Annotated in this window: 14 protein-coding genes; 5 read left to right on the top strand and 9 right to left on the bottom strand. The window is 71.0% G+C overall.

Annotated features, from left to right (window positions below):
• Positions 1 to 25 precede the first annotated feature (25 nt).
• From CVO96_RS06475 to CVO96_RS06455, 5 genes are all read right to left on the bottom strand, one after another.
• Positions 26 to 1198, bottom strand: coding sequence for an acetyl-CoA C-acetyltransferase (locus tag CVO96_RS06475; protein ID WP_103311509.1), 1173 nt, complete (start codon positions 1196 to 1198; stop codon positions 26 to 28).
• A 9-nt stretch (positions 1199 to 1207) separates the two neighbouring features.
• On the bottom strand, positions 1208 to 1792 hold the full coding sequence (locus tag CVO96_RS06470; protein ID WP_243398194.1) for a GNAT family N-acetyltransferase: 585 nt from the start codon (positions 1790 to 1792) through the stop codon (positions 1208 to 1210).
• Positions 1773 to 3914 carry a single-stranded-DNA-specific exonuclease RecJ gene (locus tag CVO96_RS06465; RefSeq protein WP_243398193.1) on the bottom strand — a complete coding sequence of 714 codons (2142 nt, stop codon included), beginning with the start codon at positions 3912 to 3914 and terminating at the stop codon, positions 1773 to 1775. Before CVO96_RS06465 ends, CVO96_RS06470 begins: the two co-directional genes overlap by 20 nt.
• The gene (locus CVO96_RS06460) at positions 3911 to 4363 is read right to left on the bottom strand and encodes a lipopolysaccharide assembly protein LapA domain-containing protein (RefSeq protein ID WP_112778678.1); all 453 of its coding nucleotides are present in this window, start codon (positions 4361 to 4363) and stop codon (positions 3911 to 3913) included. The genes CVO96_RS06465 and CVO96_RS06460 overlap by 4 nt, the downstream gene beginning before the upstream one ends.
• 285 nt (positions 4364 to 4648) lie before the next feature.
• Entirely contained in the window at positions 4649 to 5839 is a 1191-nt protein-coding gene (locus tag CVO96_RS06455) for an S-layer homology domain-containing protein (protein ID WP_103311508.1), read from the bottom strand.
• Positions 5840 to 6169: 330 nt separating this feature from the next.
• Between CVO96_RS06455 and CVO96_RS06450 the strand changes: the two genes are divergently transcribed.
• The 3 genes from CVO96_RS06450 to CVO96_RS06440 are packed head-to-tail and all read left to right on the top strand — an operon-like array spanning position 6170 to position 8851.
• Complete coding sequence (locus CVO96_RS06450; RefSeq protein ID WP_103313333.1) at positions 6170 to 6910, top strand: phosphorylase family protein; 741 nt, start codon at positions 6170 to 6172, stop codon at positions 6908 to 6910.
• A gap of 4 nt (positions 6911 to 6914) precedes the next feature.
• Positions 6915 to 7712 carry an enoyl-CoA hydratase/isomerase family protein gene (locus tag CVO96_RS06445; RefSeq protein ID WP_103311507.1) on the top strand — a complete coding sequence of 266 codons (798 nt, stop codon included), beginning with the start codon at positions 6915 to 6917 and terminating at the stop codon, positions 7710 to 7712.
• 5 nt (positions 7713 to 7717) lie between these two features.
• On the top strand, positions 7718 to 8851 hold the full coding sequence (locus CVO96_RS06440) for a phosphohydrolase (RefSeq protein ID WP_243398192.1): 1134 nt from the start codon (positions 7718 to 7720) through the stop codon (positions 8849 to 8851).
• 65 nt (positions 8852 to 8916) lie between these two features.
• Here the strand turns inward: CVO96_RS06440 and CVO96_RS06435 are convergent, their stop codons facing one another.
• Positions 8917 to 9267 (bottom strand): hypothetical protein, encoded by a 351-nt coding sequence (locus tag CVO96_RS06435; RefSeq protein ID WP_103311506.1) that lies wholly within the window; start codon positions 9265 to 9267, stop codon positions 8917 to 8919.
• Between the two features lie 145 nt (positions 9268 to 9412).
• Between CVO96_RS06435 and CVO96_RS06430 the strand changes: the two genes are divergently transcribed.
• Positions 9413 to 9883, top strand: a complete 471-nt coding sequence (locus CVO96_RS06430) for a transcription elongation factor GreA (protein ID WP_103311505.1) — start codon at positions 9413 to 9415, stop codon at positions 9881 to 9883.
• Between the two features lie 568 nt (positions 9884 to 10451).
• On the opposite strand, the gene CVO96_RS06425 is transcribed toward CVO96_RS06430, so the two are convergent.
• The 3 genes from CVO96_RS06425 to prfA are packed head-to-tail and all read right to left on the bottom strand — an operon-like array spanning position 10452 to position 12698.
• On the bottom strand, positions 10452 to 11108 hold the full coding sequence (locus CVO96_RS06425; RefSeq protein ID WP_207795280.1) for a Dph6-related ATP pyrophosphatase: 657 nt from the start codon (positions 11106 to 11108) through the stop codon (positions 10452 to 10454).
• Between the two features lie 20 nt (positions 11109 to 11128).
• A complete protein-coding gene (locus CVO96_RS06420; RefSeq protein WP_103311503.1) occupies positions 11129 to 11614 on the bottom strand; it encodes an NUDIX hydrolase in 486 nt (161 codons plus the stop codon).
• Positions 11601 to 12698: a peptide chain release factor 1 gene (gene prfA / locus CVO96_RS06415; RefSeq protein ID WP_103311502.1), complete on the bottom strand. Its 1098-nt coding sequence runs from the start codon at positions 12696 to 12698 to the stop codon at positions 11601 to 11603. The genes CVO96_RS06420 and prfA overlap by 14 nt, the downstream gene beginning before the upstream one ends.
• Before the next feature lie 354 nt (positions 12699 to 13052).
• Here prfA and CVO96_RS06410 point away from each other — a divergent pair, with 354 nt between their 5' ends.
• Positions 13053 to 14015 carry a homoserine dehydrogenase gene (locus CVO96_RS06410; RefSeq protein ID WP_103311501.1) on the top strand — a complete coding sequence of 321 codons (963 nt, stop codon included), beginning with the start codon at positions 13053 to 13055 and terminating at the stop codon, positions 14013 to 14015.
• Positions 14016 to 14027: the final 12 nt, after the last annotated feature.

Genomic DNA, 14027 nt, shown 5'->3' with positions numbered 1-14027 from the left:
CGGCCTGATCCGGGGCCAGACGGCCTCAGCCCCGTGCCCGCACGACCATCGCCACGCCCATGCCGCCGCCGATGCACAGGCTGGCGACTCCGGTCTCCTGGCCGGTGCGGCGCAGCTGGTGGATCAGCGTGACCAGCACCCGCGCCCCGCTCGCCCCGATGGGGTGGCCCAGCGCAATGGCGCCCCCGGTAATGTTCACCCGCGCCGGGTCGGCCCCCAGGTCGCGTACCACCGCCAGCGACTGCGCCGCGAAGGCCTCGTTCAGCTCGAAGAGCTGCACGTCCGCCAGGGTCATCCCAGCCCGCTCTAGCGCCACCGGCACCGCCCTCGCCGGCCCGATCCCCATGACCGCCGGATCGACCCCGATGGCGGCGTAGCTGGCGATCTCGGCCACCACCGGCAGTCCGTGGGCACGGGCGTAGTCCTCGGTGGCGACCAGCAGCATGGCTGCGCCGTCGTTCAGGCCGGAGGCGTTGCCGGCCGTGACCGTGCCGCCCTGCTGGAAGGCGGGCCGCAGCTTCGCCAGCCCCTCGGCCGTGCTGGGGCGCGGGTACTCGTCGGTGTCGAACACGGTCGGCCCCTTCTTGCCCGGCACCTCCACGCCCACCAGTTCGTCCCCGAAGAAGCCGCCGGCCAGCGCGGCCGCGGCGCGGGTCTGGCTCTCCAGCGCGAAGGCGTCCTGATCCTCCCGCGTGAGCCCCCACTGCGCGGCGATGTTCTCGGCGGTCACGCCCATGTGGTAGTCGTGGAACACGTCCGTCAGGCCCTCCGACAGGATCGAGTCGAGGGCCTGCGCGTGGCCCAGGCGGTAGCCCTCGCGGGCGCGCGGCAGCAGGTAGGGCGCGCGGCTCATGCTTTCCGTGCCGCCCGCCAGATAGAGCTGACCGTCGCCGGCCCGCAGGCCCTGCACGGCGCTCATCACCGCCTGGAGGCCGCTGCCGCAGACGCGGTTGACCGTCTGGCCGGGAATGTCGTGGGGCAGCCCGGCGCCCAGGGCCACCTGCCGCCCCACGTTCATGCCCTGCCCCGCCTGCAGCACGTTGCCCACGATCACGTCGGCAATATCGGCGCCGTCCACGCCGTCCAGCACGGCTTTCGCGGCCGTGACCCCCAGGTGCGCCGCCGTCACGTCCTTCAGGCTCCCCATGAAACTGCCGATCGGCGTGCGTTTCGCCGCCACGATCACGATGTTGTCCATAGGGGAAGTCTAGCGGTGGGGCGGGGCGGCAGGGGCGTCAGGCCAGACGTAGACCCGCACGGTGGGCGGCTGCCCATCCGGCTCCAGCCAGTCGCCCTGCACCGTGGCGACCTGCTGCCAGCCCGCCCGCTCGTACAGCGCAGTGGCGGCGCGGTTCTTCTCGTTCACGTCCAGAATCGCCCGCCGGCCGGCAGCGGTCGCGGCGGCCTGGGCGACCTGCAGCAACTGGCGGGCGAGCCCCTGCCCCCGCCACGCCGGATCGACGAACAGCCGCGACACGATGCCCACCTCGCCGGGGTGCAGGCCCGTGGCGCGCACCCAGGCGGGGACGTCCCCAGAGATGGCCCCAGAGACGACCCCAGGAACAGCCCCAGGGACGGCGCGGAGGATCACCTGACCTGCCACGCGCTCCCCGCACTCGGCCACCCAGGCGCCCAGCGTGTGGGGCGGCGCGATGAAGGCCAGTGGCTCGGCCGGCCACACCGAGGGATAGCCGTCGACCCGGTGTACCCGCTCCAGCACGGCGGCCAGGGCGCTCAGGTCGTTCGGGCGGCGCTCGCGCAGGCGGGGAGGGTCAGGCCGGACTGAGCGCACGGTCGTGATCGGGCGTTGCCAGGGCCGGCAGCCCCAGCATGGCGTACACGCTCGCGCTCCAGCCGGCGTCGTCGAGCACCTTGTGGTGGTGCGCCCACTGCCAGCGGCGGTAGGCGTCGGCGGCGGCCTCCATGTGAGGATCGTCCAGGGTCGCGTCCTGCAGCGGGTTGGGCGGCGGGGCGGCCAGGTGGTGGCGGGTCAGGGCGCCCTCCAGCTCCGAGAGGGTCTTGGGCCCGAAGGCGAAGGCCACGCGCCCGTCCGCGAGCCAGCGCCGCAGGTCGTCCTCGGCCGGCAGGGCGTAGAGGATCAGCTCGCCGCCCGGATGCGCCTCGCCGCCCTCCACCAGGGTCAGGCCCGGCACGTTGTCCTTCAGGTAGGCTGCGACCGGCCCCAGGGCGTAGGCGCTGGCCCCCGCGCGCAGGTGTTCCATGGCCCCCTGCGGCTGCAGGCGGGGCACGCTGGCGCCGCTCTCCGACACGTCCAGGGTGACCTGACCGGGGGGGCGCAGCGCCTGGGCGTGGAATTCCAGGCGGCTCTGTCCGCGCCACTCGCTGCTCACCAGATGAGAGGCCAGGTCGCGCTCGCCCGGCGTGTCGTCGTGCTCGCCGTACTTGATGCCCCGGAGCGGCCCCACCCTGAACTGCAGGCTGTCGCCGCGCTTGCCCACCAGCCGGGTCTCGCTGAGGTGGTCGCGCACGTGCCACAGCGGGGGCGCATGGCCCTCCCCGAAGGGCTCGAAGGCGGCCGTTTCGGTGAGCAGGTCGGGGGTGGCGCCCAGGATCGGCAGCCCGGCGTCCAGCCGCACGCGCGCCCGGGGGGCCGGGAACTGCCGCACGAAGGCGTGGATGCGCTCGCGGAAGGCGCTGAGCTGCCCATCCTCGATGGCGAAGCCGGCGGCGCCCGGATGCCCCCCGTAGCGCCGGAGCAGGTCATCGCTGAAGCGCAGGCCGTCCACGGCGCTGATGCCCGGCGTGCTCCTCACCGAACCCTTGCCCTGCGCGATGATGAACACCGGCTTGTGGAAGGTCTCGAGGAGCTTGCTCGCCACGATGCCCATCACGCCCGCGTGCCAGCCCTCGTGCGTGACCACCAGCGCGGGGTCGGACGGGTCGGCGATGCCCAGCGCCTGCTCGAACATGTCGTCCTGCAGCTTGCGGCGCTCGACGTTGCGGATCTCCAGGTATTCGGCCAGCCGCCGGGCGTCGTGGGCGCTGGCGGTGGTCAGCAGCTCCAGCGCGATGTCGGCCTCGCCCAGCCGGCCGGCCGCGTTGATGCGCGGCGCCAGGATGAAGGCCACGTCGCGGGCGGTGGGCCGCCGCACCCGCCCGGCCTCCAGCAGCGCCCGCAGGCCCGGCAGCTCGGTCTCGGCCAGCGCGTCCAGCCCGGCGCGCACCAGGGCGCGGTTCTCACCGATCAGCGGGGCCACGTCGGCCACCGTGCCCAGCGTCGCCAGGGCGCTCAGGGCGCGGGGTTCGGGCAGGCCCAGTTCGCTGTGCACCGCCCACAGCAGGTGGTAGGCCACGCCCGCGCCGGTCAGGTTGTGCAGGGCGTGGTCGTAGTGATCGGTGAGGCTCGGGTGGACGACCAGCGCCGCCGGGAAATCGGGGCCCGGCGCGTGGTGATCCGTGACGATGACCTCCAGGCCCCGCGCCACGAGCGCCGCGACCTCCTGCACGTTGGTCACGCCGCAGTCCACCGTGACCAGCACCTCGCAGGCCGCGGCGTGTTCCTCGACCTTGTCGGGGTGAACCCCGTAGCCCTCGTTCAGCCGGTGGGGAATGAAGCCGTGCACGTCGGCGCCCAGTGCCCGCAGGCCCAGCACCAGCACGGCGGTGGCGCTCACGCCGTCGGCGTCGTAGTCGCCGTGGATACGGATGCGTTTGTTCGCTCCCATCGCCCGCACCAGCCGCCGCGCCGCTTCCCGCAGGGCCGGGTTGGGGGTGGGGGAGAGCGGCGGGTCGAGCAGCGCCGGGGTCAGCCCGCGCCCGCTCAGCACCTGCGCCACCGGCGGCGAGACCCGCCACGTCCGCATCACCGAGAGCAGTTCCTCGCGGCTGGCGGGCGGCGCCAGGAGCCATGACGCTTCGGGCCGGTCGGGCGCCTGGCTGGATCTCGGGCTCATATCACGTCCCGCTCGGGGGCCGCGGTGGGCGTCTGCAGGTGCAGTTCACTGCCGGGGGCCCCCTCGGCGCTGTGGTGGCTGACACTGGGATGGCTGGGGCTGGCACTGCTGAGACCCCCGCTCATGCCAGCGCCGGGCACTGGCGCGGCCATGGAGCCCAGGCGGGCCTGCAGGGTGGCGGTCAGCCGCTCCTCGACCCGCGCGCGCTCCTGCCCCTCGCGGCGGCGGCGGGCCTGGGCACGCCACACGGGCGGCAGCAGCAGCAGCGTGGCGTACAGCGCGCCCAGCACCAGAAACAGCGTGACGGTCAGGCCCACCGACAGCGAGAGTTCGCCGCCGCCCAGCGGCAGGGGCAGGCGCACGGGCAGCGGATTCTCCAGCGTGACCAGCAGCAGGTACGCCGCGATGGACAGCAGAAGCAGCACCTGAAGAAAGGACACGAACCGCATAGCCCTCAGTGTAGCGCCGCTCCGCCGCTGGCGACCGGAAAAAACCCCGCCATCGGGGCTGGGGCACCGGGGCTGGAGCATGAGGGATGGAACCGAAGCGGCAGGCCGGGCCTCCGGTGGTCAGACGGCAGAGGCCGGCCGACGGCTGGTGGATCTCGGGGAGGCACCGACGCCAGCCGGGCCCGGATCAGACAACGAACAGCCGGATATCGGTAACAGAAAACGTGGCCCCCACGAGGAGGGCCACGGTGTCCGGAAACCTCAGTTCCCGGGGTGCTCAGAGGTTTAGAAGTAGAACTTCAGGCCGGCCTTGACGGCCACGCCGAAGCCGCGGCGGGCAGCGTTCTGAGCGTCGGTGTTGGTAGCGACATTGCCCTGACCGGCGCCCAGACCCTTGTTGCTCAGGTAGTAGCGGCCGTTGCCTTCCACATAGGCGGCGATCGAGTTGGTGATGCGGAAGTCGGCGCCGAGCAGCACGTTGGCGTACAGGTCGGTGGCCTGGCCGGAGCCGGTGCGCGCCTGGCTGCTGGTCAGACCGAGGCCCGCGCCCACGTAGGGGGTCAGGCTGCCGCCCGAGTTCAGGTGGTAGGTGGCGTTCACGTCGGCGCTCACGCCGTTGTTGCCGGGCTGGTACTCGGCGGCGACGCGGGCACCCACGGGGCCGATCACGTTGGTCGAGCCGATCACGGCGCCGGCGGTCACGCAGTAGCTGACGGGGTTGCCGCGCACCACGCACTGATCCTGGCTGGTGCGGGCGCCCACGCTCACACCGGCGTACAGGGAGCTGGCGTTCATGGCGGCTTCGGGGGCGGGCTCGCCGATCACGACCGTGGTCGGGGCGGGTTCGGCGGGGGTGGTGGCCACGGGGGGCGTGGTCACGGTCGCGCTGGTGCCCGCAGGACCGGCCGGGCCGGCGGGGCCCGCAGGACCGGCCGGGCCCGCGGGGCCCGCCGGGATGTTGCGGATGGCGGCTTCCAGGGCGTCGATGCGCGCCTGCAGGGCGGTCACGTCGGCGCTGGCGGTGCCGGTGCCGGCGGTGCCCACCGCGTTGATCTTCTCTTCCAGCGCGGTAATGCGGGCCTGCTGGTCAGCGCTGAGCTTCTCCAGGTCGGTCACGCGGTTGGCGATGGCGGCCAGCTCGGTGCTGACTTCCTGCATCCCGTTGGAGATGGTGGTCATGTCGCCGGCGCTGAAGCCACACTGGGCCAGCGTGCCGGACTGCAGCAGGCGGTAGAACACCAGCGCGGCCTGGTAGCGGGTCAGGTTCTCGTTGCCGCGGAAGGTGCCGTCGGGGAAGCCCTGCACCAGACCGCAGGAGACGATCTTGTCGACCGCGTCCTTGGCCCAGTGGCCGGCCGGGACGTCGCTCAGGGTGACCTGGGCGGGGGTGGCGGCGGGAGCGGCAGGGGTGGTCTGGGCGCCGGCGGCGCCGAGGCTCAGGGCCAGGGTGGTGACGAGAAGCAGTGATTTGCGCATGGAGTCTCCTTGAAGTGGGCTCACGGGGGGGCCTGGGCCGTCCGTCGTCCTGCGCTTACCGTAGGCATGTGCAGTGAGCCCTTTGTGAACTGAAGCCGTTTCCGGTTCACGTTCAGCCAATCGGCAACGTTTCTTTTGTCACAATGAGGATAAAATGAGCGACTTCAGATTCTGCGTGAGAAGATCGTGCTCCTGCCACACGAACTTAGGAGCCATAAAATGAGAAATATTTAAATCCCTAAGGCTTTGAATTTTCATGAGAAGATCTGGTGGGGTGAGGCGCCCTCCCTTCCCGTGAAGGCCCATCCAGACGGCACCTATACTTCGCACATGAACCAGATCCACGTTCGGGCCCAGCCGGGAGAGGTCGCGCCGTATGTGCTGCTGCCCGGAGACCCCAACCGCGCCCGCCTGATCGCCGAAACCTACCTGCAGGGCGCGCGTGAGTACACCAGCCACCGCCAGCTGCTGGGCTTCACCGGCACCTACCAGGGGGTGCCCGTCAGCGTGCAGACCACCGGCATGGGCTGTCCCAGCGCCGCCATCGTGGCCGAGGAACTCTCACGGCTGGGCGCGAAGACCCTGATCCGGGTGGGCACCCTGGGCGGCGCCACCCCGAAGGTCGCCCCGGCGGATCTGGTGATCGCCACCGCCGCCGTGCCCAACGACGGCACCACCCGGCAGCTGCTGGGCGGGGCGCCCTACGCCCCCGCCGCCAGCTTCGAGGTCGTGGAGGCCGCCGTGCAGGCCGCCCGCCGCCTGGAGGCCCCGCACCACGTCGGGCTGGTCATGACCGAGGACGCCTTTTACGCGAGCACGCCCGAGCACGCCCGGCTGTGGGCCTCGCGCGGGGTGCTGGGCTTCGAGATGGAGGCCAGCGCGATCTTTCTGGTGGCCGCCCAGCGTGGCCTGCGCGCCGGCTGCCTGACCGCCTGCTCCAACGATATCGGCGACCCGCAGCTGGTGCCAGACGACGTGCTGGCGGCCGGCGTCGACCGCATGGTCAGGGTGGCGCTGGAGGCCATCGTGGCCCTGGCTTCCGCCCCCTCATCCGGCCCCGTGTCAGGATGAGGCCATGACGCAGCTCGACGAACTGGAATTCAACACCGTCCAGATTGACCAGCATGGCCCCATCGCGGTGCTGACCATCAGCCGCCCCGGCGCCCTGAACGCCCTGAACGCCGAGACCCTCAGCGAGATCGCCCGGGCCGTCGACCTGATCGTGGAGGACGCCGAGGTCGGCGTGCTGATCATCACGGGCGCCGGCGAGAAGGCCTTCGTGGCCGGCGCCGACATCAGCGAGTTCACTCAGGTGCAGAGCGTCTACGACGGCCGCGAGCTGGCGCTCTCGGGCCAGGACGTGATGTCGCGGATCGCGGGCCTGCCCATCCCGACCATCGCGGCCGTGAACGGCTACGCGCTGGGCGGCGGTCTGGAACTGGCGCTGGCCTGCGACGTGCGCGTGGCCGCCGGCACGGCCCGCCTGGGCCTGCCCGAGGTCGGGCTGGGCCTGCTGCCCGGCTTCGGCGGCACCCAGCGCCTCGCGCGCCTGATCGGGGCGGGCCGCGCCCTGGACATGATGCTCACGGCCCGCCAGGTGCCCGCCGAGGAGGCCCTGGGCATGGGTCTGGTCAACTACGTGGCCGACGACGCCCTGACCAGGGCGCGCGAGGTGGCCGAACTGATGCTCCGGAACGCGCCGATTGCCCTCTCGCTGGTGAAGGAAGCCGTGCGTCGCGGTCTGGACACCAGCCTGGAGGCGGGCCTGGAGATCGAGGCCGACATGTTCGGGCTGGCGACCGCCACCGCCGACTTCAAGGAGGGTGTGGACGCCTTCCTGAACAAGCGGCGTCCGGCCTTCCAGGGGGAGTAGCCACCATGAGCGACGACCCGCGCCCACCGGGCCCCGAGCGGCGCCAGAACCCGGACGATCAGCCCCGGCCCGACCGGCCCGCCCGGCGCCAGAGCGACCAGAAGTTCAAGCTCAGCGTGCAGGGCGGCGCCGTGCAGGACGTCGAGGGCCGCCACAGCGAGCTGCCGGCGACGGGCGAGCACGGGAAACGCGTCGTCGAGTTCACCACGCCGCGGGCCAAGCTCATCGAGGAGGCCAGTCTCGCCATCCGCGCCGATCTGGCCGAGTTCCCGAAAGCCCTGGCCGCCTATGAGGCCCTGCGCAGCGACCCCGAGGCTCTGGCCCACTGGGACATGTCCAACTACATCACCATGCGCAAGCTGGGGTACAACGACCACGGCCGCGTGCACTCCTTCATCACCGGGGCGGCCAGCCTGGCGATCACGGAGCTGCTGCTGGACGCCGGCGTGAAGCCCGACCTGATGGAGTCCGGCGTGGGCGACGCCGACGACGTGTACCTGACCGTGATCCTGGGCACCATGCTGCACGACATCGGCAACCAGATCCACCGCGTCGGGCACGAGGCGCACGGGGTCACGCTGGCGCTGCCGATCCTCGACCGGATCATGGGGCCGCTGTATCCCGACGTGTTCAAGCGCACCAAGGTTCGCTCGTTCATCCTGGGCTCGATCAATTCCCACGACCTCAACCCCCCGCCGCTGACCCTGGAGGCCGGCATCACCGCCGTGGCCGACGGCACCGACATCACCAAGGGACGCGGGCGCAAGGCCTTCTCGCTGGGTTCGGTGGACATCCATTCCATCTCCGCGCTGGCGGTCGATGAGGTCGTGATCGAGAAGGGCCGCACCATGCCCGTGCTCATCAACGTGACCATGAACAACTCGGGCGGCATCTTCCAGGTCGAGGAGGTGCTGGCCCCCAAGGTGATCCGCACGCCCATGCGCCGCTACGTGGAACTGCGCGCCACGACCCGCCCCGAGGGCGACGAACAGATCCTCTCCCGCGTGCGTCTGGAGGGTGACCATTTCGTGATGGATCTCGAAGACGGCGAACGCGTGCAGGTCGAGGTCAAGGACAGCCAGAAGAAGGCGCAGCAGGCGGTCGTGGAGAACCTGGGGATCGGCGGGCAGCGGAGTTAGGGCAGATGGCAGATGGCTCAAGATCTTTCAGCCATCAGCCATCTGCTATCAGCCATCCGCCTCCTCTACTTCTTCGCTCCCGGTAGCGGCGTGGTGCGCGCGGGGCCACCGTCCACGCCGCCGCTGCGGGCGGCTCCTGCTCCGCCGCGGGCGTCGCCCTCCAGGTCGGAGTCGCCGTCGTTGTTGGGCGTGCCCTGGCGGTCTTCAAAGTCGCTGCCGCCCAGCAGGCCGTCCTGAAAACCCGGCTGGTCGTTGGGGTTGCTGCTCTCGGAGGCCACGTCGCTGCGCAGGATGGACTCGGTCGCCATCTTGTCCTGCAGCAGTTCGCCCGTGGTGCCTTCATCCACCACCGTGCCTTCCTTGCCCGGCACCTCGTCGGTCGTTTCTTCAGGACGCTGGTCATCGTTTCCGGTCATGGGCGCAGCCTAGGCGCCGGCCGCGCCGGGCGGCTAAGGGCCACCTTCACGAATTCTGATCGGCCGCCCGCGAGGGGCCGCGCAGCGCTGGAAAGTGCCCCATTTCGTTCCTGCCCTCTGCCCGACTGCTCTATACTCGATTGCTATGACCAACGACCGCATTCCCATGACCCAACGGGGGTATGACAAACTGGCGGAAACCCTGCATACCCTGAAAACCACGCGCCGCGAGCAGATCAGCGAGAACATGGGCCGCGCCATCGCCGACGGCGACCTGCGGGAAAGTGCCGCCTACGACGAAGCCCGCATGGAGCAGAGCGAGAACGAGTCGCGCATCTCCGCCCTGGAGGAGCAGCTCCACCGCGCCATCGTGGTCGAGGAGGACGCCACCGGCGGGGCCGGCCTGGGCGCCCGTATCCGCGTGAAGGACGGCAAGGGCCAGGAACGCCAGTTCGAGCTGGTCGGCACCTACGAGGTCGATGTCCTGAAGGGCAAGGTCAGCGACGCCTCGCCCATCGGCAAGGCCCTGAGCGGCAAGCACGCCGGCGACGTGGTCGAGGTTCCCGGCCCCAAGGGCACCACGAAGTTCGAGATCGTGGCTGTCGAATACGACTGAGAGGGGAGGGGGGATCGGCGCGGGCAGCTGGCTCGCGCTGATTTTTTGTCGGTGCTGGTTCCTGGGGTGGGCAGCTTCTGGAGGGGATGGGCTCAGGCACGGATGTAGGAAGGGCACGTTGAAGGTGGGCGCCTGCAGCGGGCTTCCCCACCCCCCAGCCCCCATCCCCAGAGGGGCCACGTCTTCGCCGCGCCGGGCGGCCGGCGCGTTGCCGCTGTTCCTGTGCACGCGCCTGGAACCTGGTGGCGGGGGAGCGAAGCGCTGCGCTCGGCATGTGGTCGCCACGGTCTTTCCACTGGCTCTGGCGGTGGTCTCGTTGGCGTGGGCTTCGTACCTGCTCTTCGCGTGTTCGCGGCCTTGCCCGCGCGCTTCGCGCCTATGAGGGAGTGAGCCTACGTGAATTGGTCTGGATGAGCGAGGGGCCGCCCCCGAGCGGGTGGGGCCACGTTCAACGGCGCTCGTTAGAGGGGCAATGGGGGTGCTTCGGTCTTTTCACAGGGCTGGAGTTCTGGAAAGCCTGTTGTGGGTGTGTTCCCACTCCTGCCGGTGGAGTCGGAGTCTGTATGTCCTACGCCAGTACCAGATCCAGCGTCGCCACGCGCAGAGAACCCTCGCCCGTGTGGTGGATGCCCGCTGGGCCGGGGACGAGGTTCAGTGGGTTCCTGAAATCCGGGCCGTTCACCAACACCGTGTGATACTCGCCGTTTTCACCGCAGGCGTCGGCCCCCAGCGCCTCGATCTCGCGCACCAGAGGGGCGTCCAACTCGCGGCCCAGGAGGTCAGTGGGCAGGGCGTCCTCGCGCACGGCGACGATCAATGCGCGGAAGCCCAGACGCAGCAGGTCGTCCACCAGCGGGCGGCGATCCTCCAGCCAGAGGGGAAGGTGCGGTTCCAGACCGGCGCGGGCGCACACCCCCTCCTCCCAGTCGCGGTGGGCCTGCAGGTCGATGTCCCCAAAGACCGCTCTCGACGCCCCTGCCCGGGCGGCCCGCGCCAGCAGCGCCGTGAACTCGGCCTCGTAGGCGGCCCAGCTCGCCCGCGCTGTCCACAGCGGCACGCCCAGCGCGTCGGCCTGCGCTCGCATGACCTCCGGGCGCAGGCCGTGCGAGCGGGTGCGCTCTCCGTTCTCATCCAGCACGGTCAGGATCGCCAGCGGCCGACCTCCGGCGCGCGTGGCGCGGTGATACGCCAGGGCGCTGTCCTTGCCGCCGCTCCAGGAGGTCACGAACGAAGAGGATTCCAGACTCACTTCAGGCCCGGAATCCTCAGGCCTCCCCGGCCGTCCCAGCCCTTGAAGGCGTAGAAGCGCCCCGGCTCGCCAGTGGTCAGGAAGTCGCTCAGGGGCTCGCGCATGGGGGGCGACTCCAGTTTCTCCAGCGCCTCCTCGGGCGTGCAGAAGCGCGCCTCCACGATGAAGCCGTCGGGGTCGGCGGGGTTGAGCAGGCCGTCCCAGGTCGCCTCGAAGGCCACCGCGATGGCCCGCTCGCCCCGGCGCTCGTCCTCGATGTGCACGGTGTAGGCCATGTGCTTGATCCCGGTCAGCTTGAGGCCCGTCTCCTCGAAGATCTCGCGGTAGAGCGCCTCGGGCAGGGTCTCGCCGGGTTCCACCACGCCGCCCGGCAGGGTGTGGCGCACGCGCCCGTGGCCCTGCCAGTCGTTGCCCACCAGCAGCACCCGCCCGAAACGGTCGCGCAGGATGCCCGCCGCGACCAGCAGGTCACGCCGCGCCATCTTGCCCCTCCCGGCTCACGGCGATCAGCTGCCGCTCGCGTTCTGCCCGCGCCAGGGCGGCCACGATGGGGCTCAGGGCGCCGGACATCACGCTGTCGAGCGGGTGGTTCTTGTCGTCGCCCTCCAGCCGGTGGTCGGTCACGCGGTTCTGGGGGTAGTTGTAGGTGCGGATCTTCTCCGAGCGGTCGCCGGAGCCCACCTGCGAGGCGCGCTCGCTGCGCTCCTGCGCGTCGCGGGCGGCCCGTTCCCGCTCGGCCAGGCGAGAGGCCAGCACCTGCAGCGCCTTCTCGCGGTTCTTGATCTGCGATCTTCCGTCCTGGCAGATCACCACGATCTCGTCGGGTGTGCCCGCCCGGTAGACCGCGCGCACGGCGGAGTCGGTGGTGTTCACGCCCTGGCCCCCCGCCCCCTGCGAGCGGTAGACGTCGATGCGTACCTCGGCCAGATTCAGGTGCACCTCGTCCGGCTCGGCCTCGGGGAGCACCGCCACGGTCGCCGTGGAGGTGTGGATACGGCCCTGCGATTCGGTGGCGGGCACGCGCTGCACCCGGTGCACCCCGCGTTCCCACTTCAGCGCCCGGAAGGCGAACTCGCCACTGACCTCCGCGACGACCTTGCTCGCTCCCCCCAGGTCGGACTCGTTGGCGTCCAGTACGCTGACCTTCAGGCCGGCGCCCTCGGCGTAGCGGGTGTAGAGGCGCAGCAGGTCGGTCACGAACAGCCCGGCCTCGGCGCCGCCCGCCCCCGCCCGCAGCTCCAGAATCACGTTCTTGGCGTCGTCCGGATCCGTGGGCAGCAGCAGCACTTCCAGCTCGGCCTCGATCTCCGAGAGCCGCGCCGTGATGGCCGTGACCTCCCCGGCGGCCAGCTCGCGCATGTCGGAGTCGGCCAGCAGTTCGCGGGCCCCCGCCAGGTCGGCCGCCAGGGCATCCCGCTCGCGCAGCAGGGTCACCAGGGGCAGCAGTTCGCGGTGCCGGCGGGTCAGGCGGGCGTATTCGCGCGAGTCGGCCAGCGCCGCCGGATCACCCAGCGAGCGCTCGACCAGCCCGAACTCCGAGGCCAGTTCGTCCAGGCGCGAACTCATGGGCGGCCCGCCTGCCGGCTGCGGGGCTCAGCGTCTGGAGTACCCCGGCCGGGTACAGAGCCGACCACAGAGCCGGCCACAGGGGAGGGGCGCGGTGGGGCGGCCTGTCCCCCCGCACTGGATGAGCAGCGCATCACGTGACATACGCCGTTCGCGTGGGCACCCGCCACGGCGAAGGTACAGCCGGCCCCACGGGAGACGGCAGACAGAGTGTGGACACAGGAAACAACATGCCGCAGTCTACCGCCCGCCTCCCGGCCCGGCCGGTCACTCGCCCCCAATCTGGCGGCCCACCCGATCCACACCTATCCCGGCCCTCCGGAGCCCGATCCCCGGCGCGTTACAGTCCACCCCATGAGAACCGTCACTGTGGGCGTCCTGGGCAGCGGCACCGTGGGCCAGGACGTCCTGAACCTGATCCAGCGGCGCCAGAGCGTCTTCACCGACCTGGGCGTGCGGATCGAGATCGCGGGCGTGCTGGTGCGCGACGTGACCAGGGTGCGCTCCATCCCCCCGGGCACCCGCGTCACCGACACCTGCGACTTCCTGCAGGAATGCAACGTGGTGGTCGAGTGCATGGGCGGCATCGACCGGCCGCTGGAGATCCTGCGCCCCTACCTGAGAAGCGGGCGCCCGGTCATCACCGCCAACAAGGCCCTGCTCGCCGAGCGCTGGGACGAGCTGCGCCCCTACGCCCAGGATGGCCGCCTGTACTACGAGGCCAGCGTCATGGCCGGCACCCCGGTCATCGGCCCCATGAGCACCGTACTGCGCGCCAGCACGTTTACCCGGCTGCAGGCCATCCTGAACGGCACCTGCAACTTCGTCCTGGGCCAGATGGAGGCGGGCAAGGACTACGCGCAGGCGCTGGCGGAGGCGCAGGCCCTGGGCTACGCCGAAGACCCGCCCACCCTGGATGTCGGCGGCTTCGACACCGCCCACAAACTCGCCGTGCTGGCCCGCTTCAGCGCCGACGGCGACTTCCCCTACAGCGCCGTGCAGATTCAGGGCATCGAGGGCGTCACGCCGGAGGACATCGAGGACGCCCGGGGGCACGGGGAGCGCATCAAGCTGGTGGCGGAGTTGGAGAAGGATGGACACGGATGGAAGGCCACCGTGGCGCCCCGGCGGCTGCCGAACGACCATCCGCTGTGTACCGCCGGGGCCAGCCGCAACGCGCTTGTTTACGAGGGCGAGGAATGCGGCACCCTGATCTTCGCGGGCGGCGGGGCGGGGGGGATGGTGACGGCCTCGGCGATGGTGGGGGATTTGCTGGACTATCTGCTCGGGTTTCCTGGGCATGTTCCGCTGCATTGATCTGGACGGGCT

The sequence above is a fragment of the Deinococcus koreensis genome (genome assembly GCF_002901445.1).
GTDB lineage: Bacteria > Deinococcota > Deinococci > Deinococcales > Deinococcaceae > Deinococcus > Deinococcus koreensis.
The sequence above is the reverse complement of the archived record's forward strand: the minus strand, read 5'-3'. Positions and strand labels throughout refer to the sequence as shown.